The 14775-nt window shown below is 71.9% G+C and carries 10 protein-coding genes; 9 read left to right on the top strand and 1 reads right to left on the bottom strand.

Features of this window, described 5'->3' with window-relative positions:
- Positions 1–124 precede the first annotated feature (124 nt).
- The 7 genes from ACTXG6_RS18385 to ACTXG6_RS18415 all read left to right on the top strand — a co-directional run bounded on the left by ACTXG6_RS18385 (position 125) and on the right by ACTXG6_RS18415 (position 11451).
- Complete coding sequence (locus ACTXG6_RS18385; RefSeq protein WP_445189040.1) at positions 125–1282, top strand: exonuclease SbcCD subunit D; 1158 nt, start codon at positions 125–127, stop codon at positions 1280–1282.
- Entirely contained in the window at positions 1282–4659 is a 3378-nt protein-coding gene (locus ACTXG6_RS18390) for an AAA family ATPase (RefSeq protein WP_445189041.1), read from the top strand. The genes ACTXG6_RS18385 and ACTXG6_RS18390 overlap by 1 nt, the downstream gene beginning before the upstream one ends.
- On the top strand, positions 4656–5744 hold the full coding sequence (locus ACTXG6_RS18395; protein WP_445189042.1) for a hypothetical protein: 1089 nt from the start codon (positions 4656–4658) through the stop codon (positions 5742–5744). The genes ACTXG6_RS18390 and ACTXG6_RS18395 overlap by 4 nt, the downstream gene beginning before the upstream one ends.
- A 10-nt stretch (positions 5745–5754) precedes the next feature.
- Positions 5755–6660, top strand: coding sequence for an SDR family NAD(P)-dependent oxidoreductase (locus ACTXG6_RS18400; RefSeq protein WP_445189043.1), 906 nt, complete (start codon positions 5755–5757; stop codon positions 6658–6660).
- Between the two features lie 353 nt (positions 6661–7013).
- Complete coding sequence (locus ACTXG6_RS18405; RefSeq protein WP_445189044.1) at positions 7014–8030, top strand: acetamidase/formamidase family protein; 1017 nt, start codon at positions 7014–7016, stop codon at positions 8028–8030.
- A 33-nt stretch (positions 8031–8063) separates the two neighbouring features.
- Complete coding sequence (locus ACTXG6_RS18410) at positions 8064–8825, top strand: SDR family NAD(P)-dependent oxidoreductase (RefSeq protein WP_445189045.1); 762 nt, start codon at positions 8064–8066, stop codon at positions 8823–8825.
- A 79-nt stretch (positions 8826–8904) separates the two neighbouring features.
- On the top strand, positions 8905–11451 hold the full coding sequence (locus tag ACTXG6_RS18415) for a transglycosylase domain-containing protein (protein ID WP_445189046.1): 2547 nt from the start codon (positions 8905–8907) through the stop codon (positions 11449–11451).
- 1092 nt (positions 11452–12543) lie between these two features.
- Here the strand turns inward: ACTXG6_RS18415 and ACTXG6_RS18420 are convergent.
- A complete protein-coding gene (locus ACTXG6_RS18420) occupies positions 12544–12864 on the bottom strand; it encodes a hypothetical protein (protein WP_445189047.1) in 321 nt (106 codons plus the stop codon).
- A gap of 276 nt (positions 12865–13140) precedes the next feature.
- Here ACTXG6_RS18420 and ACTXG6_RS18425 point away from each other — a divergent pair, with 276 nt between their 5' ends.
- Together ACTXG6_RS18425 and ACTXG6_RS18430 are read left to right on the top strand one after the other, a co-directional pair.
- On the top strand, positions 13141–13875 hold the full coding sequence (locus ACTXG6_RS18425) for an ABC transporter permease (RefSeq protein WP_445190043.1): 735 nt from the start codon (positions 13141–13143) through the stop codon (positions 13873–13875).
- A gap of 12 nt (positions 13876–13887) precedes the next feature.
- Entirely contained in the window at positions 13888–14739 is an 852-nt protein-coding gene (locus ACTXG6_RS18430) for an ABC transporter permease (protein WP_445189048.1), read from the top strand.
- Positions 14740–14775 lie beyond the last annotated feature (36 nt).

A 14775-nucleotide genomic window follows, 5' to 3' on the forward strand; every position in this document is an offset into this window, starting at 1 on the left:
GCAGGGTAAGCGGGGTGGCCGCCGGCTTCCACCACGGCCCGCGCGCCCGCGCCCGGTCCCGGACCGGCGAATCGGGGAACCTGGGCTCGGGCCGATTCCCGGCGGCGCATACCGTGAGCGCCCTATGCGATTCCTGCACACCTCCGACTGGCATGTCGGCAAGACGCTCAAGGGTCGCTCGCGGCTGGACGAGCAGCGTGACGTGCTGCGCGAGATCGTCCAGATCGCCCGGGCGCAACAGCCGGACGCGGTGCTCATCGCCGGCGACCTCTACGACAGCGCGGCGCCCAGCGCCGGTGCCCAGCGGCTGGTCATCGACGCACTGATGGCGCTGGCCGGTACCGGTGCCGAAGTGCTCGCGATCGCCGGCAACCACGACCACGCGGCTACCCTGGACGCCTACCGGGCACTGGCCGGCGCCGCCGGGATCACGCTGATCGGCTCGGTCCGCACGGCCGATCGCGGCGGGGTCATCCGGTTCCGGGCGCGCTCCAGCGGGGAGCCGGTCGTCGTCGCGGCGCTGCCGTTCCTGTCCCAGCGCTACGCGGTGAAGGCCGCCGAGCTGGTCGGCCAGACCCCGGCGCAGAACGCCGGCGGCTACGACCAGATGGTGCGCGACGTGCTCGGCACCCTGACCGCCGAGTTCGCCGACGACTCGGTGAACCTGGTGATGGCGCACCTGACGGTGACCGGCGGTGCGTTCGGCGGCGGTGAGCGGGCCGCACAGTCGATCTTCGAGTACCACGTGCCGGCCAGCATCTTCCCGCCCGAGGCGCACTACGTGGCGCTCGGCCATCTGCACCGCCGCCAGGCACTGCCCGCCCCCTGCCCGGTGCACTACTGCGGCGCACCGCTGGCCGTCGACTTCGGCGAGCAGGACAACACCAGCGTCCTCTGCCTGGTGGAGGCCTCACCCGGGCTGCCGGCGAAGGTCACCGACATTCCGCTCACCGCCGGGCGGCGGCTGCGCACGCTGCGCGGCACCGTGGCGGAGCTGGGTGCGCTCGCCGACTCGGTCGGCGAGGACTACCTGCGGGTGTGGGTGCGCGAGCCGGCCCGCGCGGGGCTGCGGGACGAGGTGCTGGACCTGCTGCCCGATGCCCTGGAGGTGCGCATCGACCCGGAGTTCGCGGCGGCCGTGAGCGGATCCCGCCCGGCGTCCGGCCCCGGTGTGGAGCGGACCCCGGGGGAGCTGTTCTCCGACTTCCTGGCCGCCCGCCAGGTGGCCGATCCCCGGGTCGAGGCGCTGTTCGCGCGACTGCACGACAAGGTCACCGGCTGATGCGCCCGGTAGTCCTGCAGATGCACGGGTTCGCCGCGTTCCGCGAGCCGACCACCGTCGACTTCACCGGCACGGAGTACTTCGCGCTGGTCGGTCCGACCGGGGCCGGCAAGTCGACGGTGATCGACGCGATGACGTTCGCGCTGTACGGCTCGGTGCCGCGCTGGGACGACCGGCGGACCGTCTCGCTGGCCCTGTCGCCCACCGCGAACCGGGGCACCGTGCGGCTGCTGTTCGACATCGGGCCGGCCCGCTACGTGGTGGCCCGGGAGCTGCGCCGCGCGGCCAGCGGCGCGGTCACCGTGCGCAACGCGAGCCTGGAGCGGCTCGTCGACCCGGCGGCGCTGGGCGGCCCCGACGACGAGACCGAGGTGCTCGCCGCCGACTCGCTGCCGGTGTCCAAGGCGGTCGAGGAGCTGCTCGGGCTGCCGTTCGAGCAGTTCTGCATCTGCGTGGTGCTGCCGCAGGGGGACTTCGCCCAGTTCCTGCACGCCAAACCCGCTGACCGGCAGAAGACGCTGACCCGCATCCTCGGCCTCGGCATGTACGAGGTGATGGCCAGGGAGGCGGCCGGCGAGGCGAAACTGCAGGCCCAGCGCGCCGAGCTGCTGGCCGAGCAGCTCGCCGGGCACGCCGACGCCACCGAGGAGGCGGCCCTCGCGGCCGCCGAGCGGGAGGCGGCGCTGGCCGCGCTGGTCGAGCGGGTGGGCAGGGCACTGCCGGAGCTGGCCGACCGCGACGCCGGGGTGCTCGCCGCCGAACAGACCGCCCAGCGGCTGCGCGACGAACGTGCCGCGCTGACCCGGCTGGGCGCCCCGGACGGCCTCGCCGAACTGGCCCGCCGGGCGCGGGAGGCGGAGTCGGAGGTGTCAGCGGCGCGGCGGCGGCTGGCGGCGGCCGAGGCCACGGACACCGCCGCGCGGGAGCGGCTGGCGGCCGCACCGGACCGGGAGCCGCTGCGCCAGCTGCGCCGCGACCACGCCGAGCTGGCCGCGCTGACCGCCAGGCTGCCCCAGCTGCGGACCGAACGGGAACAGGCCGGGCAGCGCACCGTCGTCGCGAGCGAGACCGCCGCCGCCGAGACGGCCTCGCTCGAGGCCGCGCGGTCGGACCGGGATCGGCTCGCCGGCGTCGCACAGACCCTGCGCGGACAGGTGGACCGGCTCGCCGACGAACGGGCCCGGCTGACCGGGTTGCGTGCACCGGACGGGGTGGCGGAGCTGGACAAGCACCGCCGGGCCAGCGCCGAGCAGCTGAGCATGGCCCGCCGTGAGCTGGCCGAGGCGGAGGCCGGGGACACCCGCGCCCGGCAGGCGTTGGCCGACGGGCCGGACCGGTTCCGGCTGGCCCAGGCCCGCCGGGAACACACCGAGCTGGCCGAAGCGGAGAGCGCCCGCCTCGGCGCCACCGCGCGCCTACAGCGGGCCACCGCCGAGGTGCACACGGCCGAGGCGGCGCTGGCCGACGCGGAGCGGGCGTTGGCCGGTGCGGAGGCGGCCAGGGCGGCGGCGGACCGCGCCGACCTGGTGGGCGCACTGCGTCCGGGCCTGTCTCTGCACGAGAACTGCCCGGTGTGTGAGCAGCGGGTCACCGAGCTGCCCGCCCCGGTGCCGGCCGCCGACCGCTCCGCCGCGGTGCGGGCCGTCGAGCTGGCCACCGAGCGGCGCAACAGGGCGGCCTCGGCCCAGCGTGGTGCCGCCGACGCGGCGCACCGGGCCGCCGCCGACCTCGATGCGCTGGCCGCCCGCCTGGACGCGCTGCGCGCCGCGCTGGCCGACGCCCCGGACAGCATCGAGCAGGTCGAGAAGCTGCTGGCCACGGCGGACGAGCTGGCCGGCGCCGCGCTGGCCGCCGAGCACCGGGGCCGGCGGGCCCGTGAGCACCGGGACGCGGCCGAGGCCGAGTACGCCGAGGTGGGCCGGCGGCTGGCCGCCTCGGCCGCCCAGCTGCGCGCGGCGCGGGACCCGCTGGTGGCACTGGGCGCCCCGGCCGTCGATGCGGTGGTTGACGCGACCACAACCGACACCGATTCGGCGGCCGCCCACGACCTCGCGGCGTCCTGGCGGATACTCACCAACTGGGCCCTCGACGCGGCGCGGCGGCGCGGCGGCGAGCTGTCCGACGCGCGCGCCGAACTGGCCGGGGCGGAGCGGGCACACACCGAGGCGCAGCGCGCACTCGACGACGCGGTCGAGCGGTCCCAGCGGCTGCGGGCCGCCGAAACCGAGGCGGTGCGCGCCGAGCAGGACGCGCACGGTGCGCTCACGGCGGCGCAGCGCCGAGGCGACGAGCTGGCGGCCGCGCTGCACGGCCAGCCGGCCGACGCCGAGGTGGCACAGCGCCTCGCCGCGCTGGACCAACTGGCAGAACAGGTACGAGGTGCCGACGCGGCGCTGCGCACCGCGCGAACCGCCCTTGCGGACGCGTCCGCAACCGCCGAGCAAGTCGCGAGCACGGTGGAGCGGGGCTGGCAGGCGCTGCGCGCGGCGCGGGACCCGCTGGTCGGGCTCGGCGCGCCGGCCCCGGACGGCCCGAGCCGGAGCGGGGACGACCTGGTCGGCGCCTGGGCCGCACTGACCAGCTGGGCCTCGGCCGCCGCCGCCGACCGGGACGAGCTGCTGGGCGGCGCCGAACAGGCGGTGACCAGGGCACGGGACGGCAGGGACGCCGCGCACCGGGCGCTCGCCGACGATCTGGCCGCACACGGCGTGCCGCTGCCCCCCGGAGCGCCATTGGCGTCGGCGGCGTCGGCGGCCGCGTCCACCGAGCTGGAACGGGCCCGCGGTGCCAGGGCGCGGATCGCCGAGCGCCTGGCCGAGGCGGCCGGGCTGGAGGCCGACCGGGTGGAAGCCGAGGCGGCCGGCCAGGTGGCCAAGATGCTGGCCGCCCTGCTGCGTTCGGACGCGTTCCCGCGCTGGCTGGTGGCGTCCGCGCTGGACGCCCTGGTCGCTGACGCGTCCCGGAGCCTGGCCGCGCTGTCCGGCGGCCAGTTCGAGCTCGCGCACACCGACGGCGAGTTCCTGGTGGTGGACCACTCCGACGCGGACTCCCGGCGGCCGGTGAAGACGCTGTCCGGCGGTGAGACCTTCCAGGCCAGCCTGGCACTGGCGCTCGCGCTGTCCGAGCAGCTGGCCACGCTCGCCTCGGCCGGTGCCGTCCGGCTGGACTCGATCTTCCTCGACGAAGGCTTCGGCACCCTGGACGAGGCGAACCTGGAGATCGTCGCGGGCACCCTGGAGAACCTGGCCTCGCTCGGTGACCGGATGGTCGGCGTGATCACCCACGTACCCGCGCTGGCCGAGCGGGTACCGGTCCGGTTCGTGGTGAACCGGGACCAGCGCACGTCCTCGATCACCCGCGAGGAGGTGGCCGGGTGAGCGCCCCGAGCGCGATGCGCTGGCGGGTGGAGAGCTGGGATCCCGGTTACGGCGCGAGCACCGAGGACCAGGCGGAACTGGGGCGCTCCGACGCACGGGTCACGCCGGACGTGGAGGTCCCCGAGGCGCGGTGGCGCGCGATCGACCCCGATCCGAAGGCCGCCGGCTGGGCCGCCGTGCTGTTCGTGGACGGGGTCCGGCGGATCGACGCGATGGCCTGGATCTCCGAGCCGGACGGTGGCGCCGATGGCGTGGCGGCGGACGGCTCGGAAACTGGCGCGGCGGGAAGCGGCGCCGCGGGAAGTGGCGCGGCGGCGCTGGCGCTGTGTGCCTCCTACGCGGCCGGCGTGGTGCGCTGCCGTCCCGGCGGAGCCGACCTGGTGGCCGCCGAGGTCCGGCGCGGCCTGTTCAGCACGGCCGAGCACGCCACCGACGTGGTCACCACCGCCGGGCGCTACCAGCGGGTGCACACCGCCCAGCGCGGCGAGCCGGTCGCCGACCTCAGCCTCGCCGTGCAGCGCGCGCTCGGCGACGTGGAGGCAGTCGTGGCGGCGACCGCCCGCAACGCCGTGGCCGGCTCGAACGGCACAAACGGCTCGAACGGCTCGAACGGCACAAACGACGGGGACGACCTGCTCGTGCTGGACGGTCCGCTGCGGGGCCGCCAACACCTGCCGAGGGTGCTCGGGTTCATCAAGACGCACCGCAGCGAGTACCTGCCGCCCGCGCTGCACCGGGTTGTCGGCACCCTCGCGCCCGGTCAGCGCACGCCCGTGTTCGGCCTCGGCACCAGCTGGCAGCGGCACACCTGGTACCTGAAGCTGCCCGGTTCGGCGGCGCCCTGGGCCGGCGTGGTCCGGGTGGAGTGTTCGGCCGAGCTGTCGGTGGCCCAGGTGGTCGAACTGGCCGACCGCAGTGCACCCATGCTCTGCCGCTACGCATCGACCGAGTACAAGGACTCGCGCGCGCCGCAGAACCTGTACCCGATCGCCGGTCTGGAGCGCGCCCTGCGCCGTCGCCTGGGTGACCAAGCGCTCCTCTATCGGGCGATCCGCAGGGCTAGCGCGGGATTGAATTCAAGTTAAGGTGGCCCCCGTGACTGAGATTTCCTTCATCGACCGAGTGGCCATCGTGACCGGTGCCGGCGGTGGCCTCGGCAAGACTTACGCACTCGATCTGGCCGCGCGTGGCGCGGCTGTGGTCGTCAACGACCTTGGCGGGTCCACGGCGGGGGTCGGCAGTGATGCCTCCGCCGCGCAGAAGGTGGTCGACGAGATCACCGCGAAGGGTGGCAGCGCGGTCGCGTCGCATGACTCGGTGTCGACGCCCGAGGGTGGCGCGGCGATCGTGGCGACGGCGTTGGACTCGTTCGGCAAGGTCGACATTGTGATCAACAATGCCGGGATCTTGCGGGACAAGACGTTCGCGAAGTTGGAGAACCAGGACCTCGAGGCTGTGTTGGATGTGCATCTGCGGGGTGCGTTCCATGTGAGTCAGCCGGCGTTTCGGGTGATGAAGGAGAACGGTTACGGCCGTTTTGTCTTCACTGCCTCGAATGCGGGGGTGTTCGGGAACTTCGGGCAGACCAATTACGGTGCGGCGAAGATGGGTCTGGTGGGGTTGTCGAATGTGTTGGCGATCGAGGGTGCGAAGGCGGGCATCAAGAGCAATGTGATCTGTCCGATCGCGCGTACTCGGATGACGGAGGACATTCTGGGTCCGTTGGCCGAGAGTGTGGAGCCGGAGCTGGTGACGCCGATGGTGGTGTATCTGGCCAGCGAGGCGTGCGGGTTGACGCATGAGGTGTTCTCTGCCGGTGGTGGCCGGTACGCGCGGGTGTTCGTGGGGTTGGCGCCGGGTTGGTTCGCCGGTAAGGGCGTGGAGGTGTCGGCCGATGATGTGGCCGCGCACATCGACGACATCCGCAACCAGGACGGCTACATCGTGCCCAGCTCGATCGCCGACGAGCTGCAGGCCCTGCTACCGCTGCTGCAGGGCTGACCGACCGCGCGGCGGGCCGGGACTCGACGGGTCCCGGCCCGGGCCGGCGGCCCGAACCCGGTGAGCGCCGCGACGGCCGGGGCCAACACGGTGAGCGCCGCGACGGCCCGGGGCGAACACGGTGAGCGCCGCGACGGCCCGGGGCGAACCGGGTGAGCTGATGGCCCGATCCTGTCGGCCCGGGCTCCCCGCTGGCGGGCCTTCCGGCGCCCCTTTGCGTCACGAAGTGCCTCCGCCGGCGGTGTCGCCCCCGCCGGTCACTCAGCTGGCGCAACCACGGCTGGGCCGAACTGCTCTTGCGGCCGGGTCGCCGGCTCGCAAAGCTGATCAGTACACCGGCGCGAGGAGTACGGATGGATGTGGTGGAGTTCCGGCCGACGCCGGACCAGTACGCCTGGACCTTCGGCGGCGTGCCACCGGTGGCCACGGTCAAGCCGGGCACGCTGCTGAAACTGTGGACCGAGGACGCCTTCGCGGGCCGGCTGCGCACCGTCGACGACCTGCCCAGCATGAACCTGAACATGCCCGACGTGAATCCGCAGACCGGGCCGTTCTACGTCGAGGGCGCCGAGCCGGGGGACACCCTCGCGGTGCATTTCGTCTCGATCGAGCCGGCCAGGGACTGGGCGGCGTCCTCGACGATCCCGTTCTTCGGTGGGTTGAGCAGCACCGACCGCACCGCGATGCTGCAGGACCCACTGCCCGAGCGCACCTGGATCTACCACCTGAACCGGGCCAGGGGCACGGTCACGTTCGCCGCCCGGGGGGGCGAGCTGCAGATCGACCTGCCGATCGACCCCATGCACGGCACGGTGGGGGTGGCCCCTGCCGCGCGGGAGGTCCGCTCCTCGCTGGTACCGGACACCTTCGGCGGCAACATGGACACACCCGAGATGCGCGCCGGCGTGACCTGCTACCTCGGGGTGAACGTCGAAGGCGCGCTGTTCTCCATCGGCGACGGGCACTACCGCCAGGGCGAGGGGGAGTCCTGCGGTACCGCCGTCGAGGGCGCCATGAACACCACCCTGCTGGTCGAGCTGATCAAAGGCGGTGCCGGTGGCGTCACGGCGCCGGCGTGGCCGCGCATCGAGTCCGACGACGCGATCATGGTGGTCGGCTCGGCGCGCCCGCTGGAGGACGCGTGGCGGGCCAGCCAGGTGGAGATGGTCGGCTGGCTCAGTGAGCTGCTCGGCCTGGACCGCCTGGACGCCTACCAACTGCTCACCCAGATCGCCCTGTGCCCGCTGGCCAACGTCTGCGACAGCAACTACAGCGCGGTGACCAAGGTGGAGAAGGCCCTGCTGCCGCCGGTACGCGCCTTCGACGGCATGCACAGCTACCTGCGCGAGCAGGCCGCCACCGCAAGCTAGCCAGCTGACCTCACCCGACGAGGAGGACATTCCATGGACCTGGGACTGAGGGGCCGCCGCGCCCTGGTGACCGGTGGCAGCAAGGGCATCGGGCGGCGGATCGCCGAGACGTTCGCCGTCGAGGGCGCTGACGTCGCGATCTGCGCCAGGGACGCCGCCGAGGTCAAGGCTACGACCGAAGCGTTGTCCGCCCACGGCACCCGGGTGATCGGCGAGTCGGTGGACGTCGCCGACGGCGATGCGCTCGCCGCCTGGGTGACGGACTCCGCCGAGCAGCTCGGCGGGGTCGACATCGTGGTGGCCAACGTCAGTGCGCTGGCCATCCCGATCACGCCGGAGAACTGGAAGCTCAGCTACGAGGTCGACCTGATGCACGCCGTCCGGATGGTGGACGCCGCGATGCCGTACCTGGAGCGCAGCGACGCCGGGTCGATCGTGACCGTGTCCAGCGTGTCCGGCCGCGAGATCGACTTCACCGCGGGACCGTACGGCACGTTCAAGGCGGCGCTGATCCACTACACCCAGGGCATCGCGTACCAGCTCGCCGGCAAGGGCATCCGGGCGAACACCGTCTCGCCCGGCAACACCTTCTTCGAGGGCGGGGTCTGGGACAACATCGAGCACAACAACCCGGAGCTGTTCGCCGAGGCGCTCGGGTTGAACCCGACCGGCCGGATGGCCACCCCGGAGGAGATCGCCAGGGCGGTGGTGTTCGTGGCCAGCCCGGCCGTGCCGTTCATGTCCGGCACGAACGTGGTGGTGGACGGCGCGCTGAGCCGAGGAGTGCAGTTCTGAACCCCCTCGATCGCGGATGTGAGAGCGCGTGCGTGCAGGGTCACGACTAATCCCTCGCCGGCCCGGGTAACGTCGCCCCGTGCGCGCGCCGATCCCGCTGGCCCGAACCCTGGGCGCCATCGTGGCGTCCGGGGTGATGCTGGCCGCGATGCTGTCGCCAGGGGTCGTCGGGCTCGGCGTGCTGACCAACCAGCTCGCCGACTCCGCGCACCGGGTCGCCGCCGGCGTCGAGAACTCCCAGCTCGCCGCCGACCAGATGCCGCTGACCACCACGGTGCTGGACCGCACCGGCGCGCCACTGGCCTACCTGTACGACCAGTACCGGCTGCCCGCCACCTTCGACCAGATCGCGGACAGCATGAAGGCCGCGATCATCTCCATCGAGGACCGCCGCTTCTACCAGGAACAGGGCATCGACCCACTGGCCACCCTGCGCGCCGCACTGCACAACACCTCGGGCGGGCCGCTGCAGGGGGCCTCCACGATCACCCAGCAGTACGTGAAGAACTACCTGATCAACGTGGTGGACCGGGACGACCCGGCGGCCCAGGCGGCGGACCGGGCCGACACCATCCTCCGCAAGATCCGCGAGGCCCAGATGGCCATCCGGCTGGACCGGGTGACCGCCAAGAACGACATCCTCACCGGTTACCTGAACCTGGTGGAGTTCGCCGGCAACATCTACGGCGTCGGCGCCGCCGCCGCGGCCTACTTCCACACCACCCCGGCCCAGCTGACCGTGCCGCAGGCCGCGCTGCTCGCCGGCATGGTCAACAACCCCAACCTGTACAACCCATACACCCACCCGCAGCAGGCCCTGTCCAGGCGCAACCTGGTGATCGACGCGATGGTGTCCACCGGGTCGCTGCCGGCCGCGTCGGCCGCCGTCGCCAAGTCCGCGCCGCTGGACGTGGTGCCCAACGGCCCGACCGTGCCCGGTGGCAACTGTTTCTCCGCCGCCCCGGATGCCGGGTTCTTCTGCGACTACGTGGTCCGCTACCTGCACACCGCCGGGTTCACCACCGATCAGCTCGACACCGGTGGCTACACCATCGCCACCACGATGGACCCGGGCGCCGCCGCGGCGATCAAGGCGGCCGTCGAGCACAACGTGCCGGCCGCGCAGGACGGGGTGGCCAACACGTTCGCGCTGATCAGGCCCCAGGACGGCGGCCACCAGGTGCTGGCCATGGTGGCCAACCGGAACCTGGGTACCGACGCCAAGGCCGGCGGCACGGTGACCAACATCGTGGCCAACGCGAGCAACGTGTTCGGCGCCGGGTCGTCGTTCAAGATCTTCACCACCGCCGCCGCGCTGGAGCAGGGCATGGTCAGCTTCGACTCCGTGCTGCCCAACCCGAACTCGGACTGCTTCGTCCCCGAGCGGGCCGACCGCAACACCAAGTGCTACCCGGTGTCGAACGACGGCAACTACGCCGACCCGATCAGCCTGCAGAGCGCGCTGGCCACCTCACCGAACGTGGCGTTCGTGGCCCTGGAGTCGAAGGTCGGCACGCCCGCGGTGGTACGGATGGCCGAGCGGCTCGGGCTGCGCCAGACGATGCGCACCAACGCCGCCGGCGGTACCCCGATCACCGCACCGGGCAACCCGCTGGCGTCCAGGCCGCAGTACAACCAGCCGCAGTCGAAGTACTACCAGGGTCTGCTCTCGTTCACCCTGGGGGTCAGCCCGGTCAGCACGCTGGAGATGGCGAACGTGGCCGCCACCCTGATGGACGGCGGTACCTGGTGCCCGCCGACACCGGTGCTGGCGGTGACCGACCGGTGGGGCCGGCGGCTGTCGGTCGCGCAGCAGCCGTGCGAGCAGGCGGTGTCGCGGGGGCTGGCGGACACCGTGCTGGCCGGGCTGAGCAAGGACACCACCGGCGGTACCTCGGCGGCGGCGGCCTCGGCGGCGCGCTGGACCCGCCCGGACATCGGCAAGACGGGCACCACGAACGACAGCGAGTCGGTGGCGTTCGTCGGCGGGGTGAACGGCTACGCGGCCTCGTCGATGCTCTTCGCCGACGGGCCGCGTCCCCGCACGCTGTGCCCGGGCCCGCCGGTCCACCTCGGTGAGTGTGGGCACGGCGCCTTCGGTGGCACGGTCGCGGCGCCGCCGTACTTCAAGGCGATGACCAAGATCCTCGCCGGCCAGCCCAACCAGCCCATCCCCGGGCCGGACCCGAAGTACCAGGGCGGCGCGGGCAGTGGCGACAGCTGCGACAACAGCGATAGCAGTGACAACTGTGATAGCAGCGACAACAGCGACTGTCACCATCACAAGAAGAAAAAGAAGAAGAAGCACGACGACAACAGCGACAACAGCGACAACAGCGACAACAGCGACAACAGCGACAACAGCGACAACTGCGGCCACCGGACACTGCCCGCCGGCCCGGTCCTGCAGCAGGTGGTGGCCCCGTACACGGTCGGCCAGCAGGACACCAGTGCCGCCCAGATCCTGAGCCAGGCCGGCTACCCGGTCCGACCGGTGCAGATCCCGTCGGCGGCGCCGCAGGGGCAGGTCATCGGGCAGACCCCGCAGGGCAACGTGGCCGCGGGCACCCCGGTCACCGTCTACACCAGCTCCGGGGCGCCGCCGGTGCCCAGCCCCACCCCCTAGCGCGGCCTCGCGGCCGGTGTCGCGCCTCGCGAGTGCTTCCGGCGCGTGCCTCGCCCGGTCTGGTCACCCCGTCTGGTCACCCCGACCCCGCGCGGCTCCGCGTTCATGGTCAACTCAACGTATTTCTGGTTTGATCATGAAGTTGACCAGAAATACGTTGAGTTGACCATTGTCGGACTGTCGCCGGGATGCACCACCTCCGGGACGCCGCCGGTGTCCACACCGACGGCCGGCTGGTGTGCCGAGTTTGGGAGCGTGAGGGGCCAGACCGGGCCCGTGGGCCCGGTCAGTGGCGGTCTGGTCGGCTTCCGACGGCCCGGTCAGTGAGAGGCCTGGTCAACCCGCGGGCCTGGTTAGCCCGCCTGCCGGGTCAGCGCCGTCGGCCGAACGCCTTGCCGATGAAGGAGCCGACCAGGCCGCCCACGACGAACACGATGGCCAGGAAGCCAAAGATATCCGCCGGATGATCTACAGGAGGCCGACCGCCTCGATCTGCTGGTTGGCCGAGTGGATCCGGCGCGCCCCTCGCCCCGGTCCGGTCAGCCGGACCCGCTCGACCTGACGTTCATGGTCAACTCAACGTATTTCTGGTTTGATCATGAAGTCGACCAGAATTTCGTTGAGTTGACCATTGCCGGACTGTCGCCGGGATGCAGGCCACCGGGCCCCGATCGCCAAGATCGCCACCGCCGCTGTACTGCGAGTTGCTGGTGGGCGCGTTGTGGGCAGCGAAACCGCCGGCCGCCGCTACGCCGCGACAGTCACAGTCGGTGACCGGACGATCGGATCGGCCACTGGCCTGAGGGGTGTGGATGCGCTGAGGCCAACATGAGTCCGGATCTCGGCGAAAAATGCCGGACTGACGTTGGTCTCGGTGATAATGGGCGCGCGAGAATCCACACCGAGCCGCCTCGTCGGTGACGCGGAGTTACCCCGCCGGCTGGGTGGTGCAGTGCCAGCGCGGCGGCCTGTTGGCCGTGAGCGCCCCGATCAACTCGCCTGCCGGGTTAGCGCCGACGGCCGAACGCCTTGCCGATGAAGAAGCCAACCAGGCCGCCCACGACGACGCCCCGCCAGGACCGCGAGGTCGAACTAGGTGAGGCCCAGCGCGGCGGCGATCTCCGGGTAGCCGGCGCCGGCCTGTCCGGCGTAGAACGCGTCGGCGTCGGCGCGCTCGTCGGCGCTGTTGCGCACCTTGGCCAGTACGTAGAGCCGGGCCAGGTGGGCGGCGGCCCGCTCGGACTCGGGGATCTGTGGGTCCACCGGGCCGAACGGGGCCTGGTCGGCCCGGAGGCCGGTCAGCCGCCGGGCCCAGCGCCAGGCCAGCTCGGCCACCTCCCGGTCGAGCTCGCTGCGCTCGCTCTTGCTGAGCTCCCGACACTGCTTCGCCGCGCTGGCGCTGCCCTTCGCCATGCGTCAACTGTCGCTCTCCGGAGCCGGTCGGGCAAGAGGAACAACCTCGCGAGCCACAAATAAACGGTTCTGTGGCTCTGTCGTAACCGTGACCCAGATCGCTCGTTATAACTTCCGGAGCCCGGGTTGGCCCGCTGACGCCGACAATCGGTTCAACGCGAAGGGACGTGCGTGGATATCCCCTCGCGGTACACAGACACCCGGTTGGGCGGTCTGGTGGCCACCGTGATCGGCCGAATGCGCGATTCCTTCGTGACGGCCGGCCGAATCCTGGTGATGTCGGCGTCGTCGCTGAGGTACCTGGTCTCGGGTCTGGTCAAGGGTGAGTTCCAGTACAAGGAGTTCATCTCGCAGGCCTGGTTTGTGGTCGGTGTGTCGGTGATCCCGACCCTGTTGGTGGCCGTCCCGTTCGGCGTGATCATCTCGATCCAGATCGGCAGCCTGGCCCAGCAGGTCGGCGCGACGTCGTTCATCGGCGCCGCCAACGGGCTCGGCGTGATCCGGCAGGGCGCGCCGATCGTGGTCGCGCTGCTGCTGGCCGGCGCGGTGGGCTCGGCGATCTGCAGCGACCTCGGCGCCCGCACCATCCGCGAGGAGATCGACGCGCTCGAGGTGCTGGGCATCTCGCCGATCCAGCGGCTGGTGGTGCCCCGGATCCTGGCCACGATGCTGGTCGGTGTCCTGCTGTGCGGCGTGGTCGCGTTCGCCGGCGTGCTCACCGGGTTCCTGTTCAACGTGCTCGCCCAGGGCGGGACGCCGGGTAGCTACATCGCCTCCTTCGCGGCGTTCGCCCAGCCGGCCGACCTGGCACTGGCCGAGGTCAAGTCGGCGCTGTTCGGCCTGCTGGTGGCGCTGGTGGCCTCCTACAAGGGCCTCAACGCGAAGGGCGGCCCGAAGGGCGTCGCGGACGCGGTGAACGCGACCGTGGTGCTGTCGGTCGTCCTGCTGTTCGCGGTGAACGTCGTCATCACGCAGATCTACTCGGCTCTCGTGCCGCAGCGGCTGGGCTGAGGGGAACGAGCAATGAGCAGCGCACTGCCGAAGCCGGCGCGGATGCTGGGTAACGCCGTTCGGCGTCCGTACCTCTCGCTGGCCGGGATGGGTCACCAGGCGACGTTCGTGGGCCGCTCGTTCGGGGCGATCCCGCTGACCCTGCGGTACTACTCCGGCGAGGTGTTCCGGCTGCTCGGCGACATCTGCTGGGGCAGCGGCGCGATCGTGGTCGGCGGCGGCACGATCGGCGTGATGGTGCTCCTGGCCGTGTTCACCGGTGCCTCGGTGGGCATCGAAGGGTTCAACGCGCTGGACATCCTCGGGCTCGCGCCGCTGACCGGCTTCGTCTCCGCGTACGGCAACACCCGGGAGATCGCGCCGCTGGTCGCGGCGGTGGCCTTCGCCGCCCAGGCCGGCTGCCGGTACACCGCGCAGCTGGGCTCGATGCGCATCTCCGAGGAGATCGACGCGCTGGAGTCGATGGCGATCCGGCCGCTGCCCTACCTGGTGACCACCCGGATGATCGCCGCCTTCCTGGCCATCATCCCGCTGTACCTGATCGGGATGGGCGGCAACTACCTGGCCACCCAGCTGGTGCTGGACCTGGGTTTCGGCCAGTCCTCGGGTACCTACCTGCACTACTTCCACGAGTTCCTGGTGCCCATCGACATCTTCTACTCGGTGCTCAAGGTCGTCGTCTTCGTGGTGATCGCCACCTTGATCCACTGCTACTTCGGCTTCTACGCCTCCGGTGGGCCGCAGGGCGTCGGCCAGGCGTCCGGCCGGGCCATCCGCACCAGCATCATCGCCATCGTGCTGTCCGACATGCTGATCACCATGGCGCTCTGGGGTTTCGACCCCGGCGTGCGGATCTCGGGCTGACGGGGAGCTGACCCAGTGCCTTATGTAGCCGACGCC

It is taken from the genome of Pseudonocardia sp. Cha107L01 (assembly GCF_052566575.1).

Coding starts and splice junctions, on each gene's coding strand:
- ACTXG6_RS18385 (WP_445189040.1), top strand. CDS start 125: ATGCGATTCCTGCACACCTCCGACTGGCATGTCGGCAAGACGCTCAAG.
- ACTXG6_RS18390 (WP_445189041.1), top strand. CDS start 1,282: ATGCGCCCGGTAGTCCTGCAGATGCACGGGTTCGCCGCGTTCCGCGAG.
- ACTXG6_RS18405 (WP_445189044.1), top strand. CDS start 7,014: ATGGATGTGGTGGAGTTCCGGCCGACGCCGGACCAGTACGCCTGGACC.
- ACTXG6_RS18410 (WP_445189045.1), top strand. CDS start 8,064: ATGGACCTGGGACTGAGGGGCCGCCGCGCCCTGGTGACCGGTGGCAGC.
- ACTXG6_RS18420 (WP_445189047.1), bottom strand. CDS start 12,864: ATGGCGAAGGGCAGCGCCAGCGCGGCGAAGCAGTGTCGGGAGCTCAGC.
- ACTXG6_RS18425 (WP_445190043.1), top strand. CDS start 13,141: ATGTCGGCGTCGTCGCTGAGGTACCTGGTCTCGGGTCTGGTCAAGGGT.
- ACTXG6_RS18430 (WP_445189048.1), top strand. CDS start 13,888: ATGAGCAGCGCACTGCCGAAGCCGGCGCGGATGCTGGGTAACGCCGTT.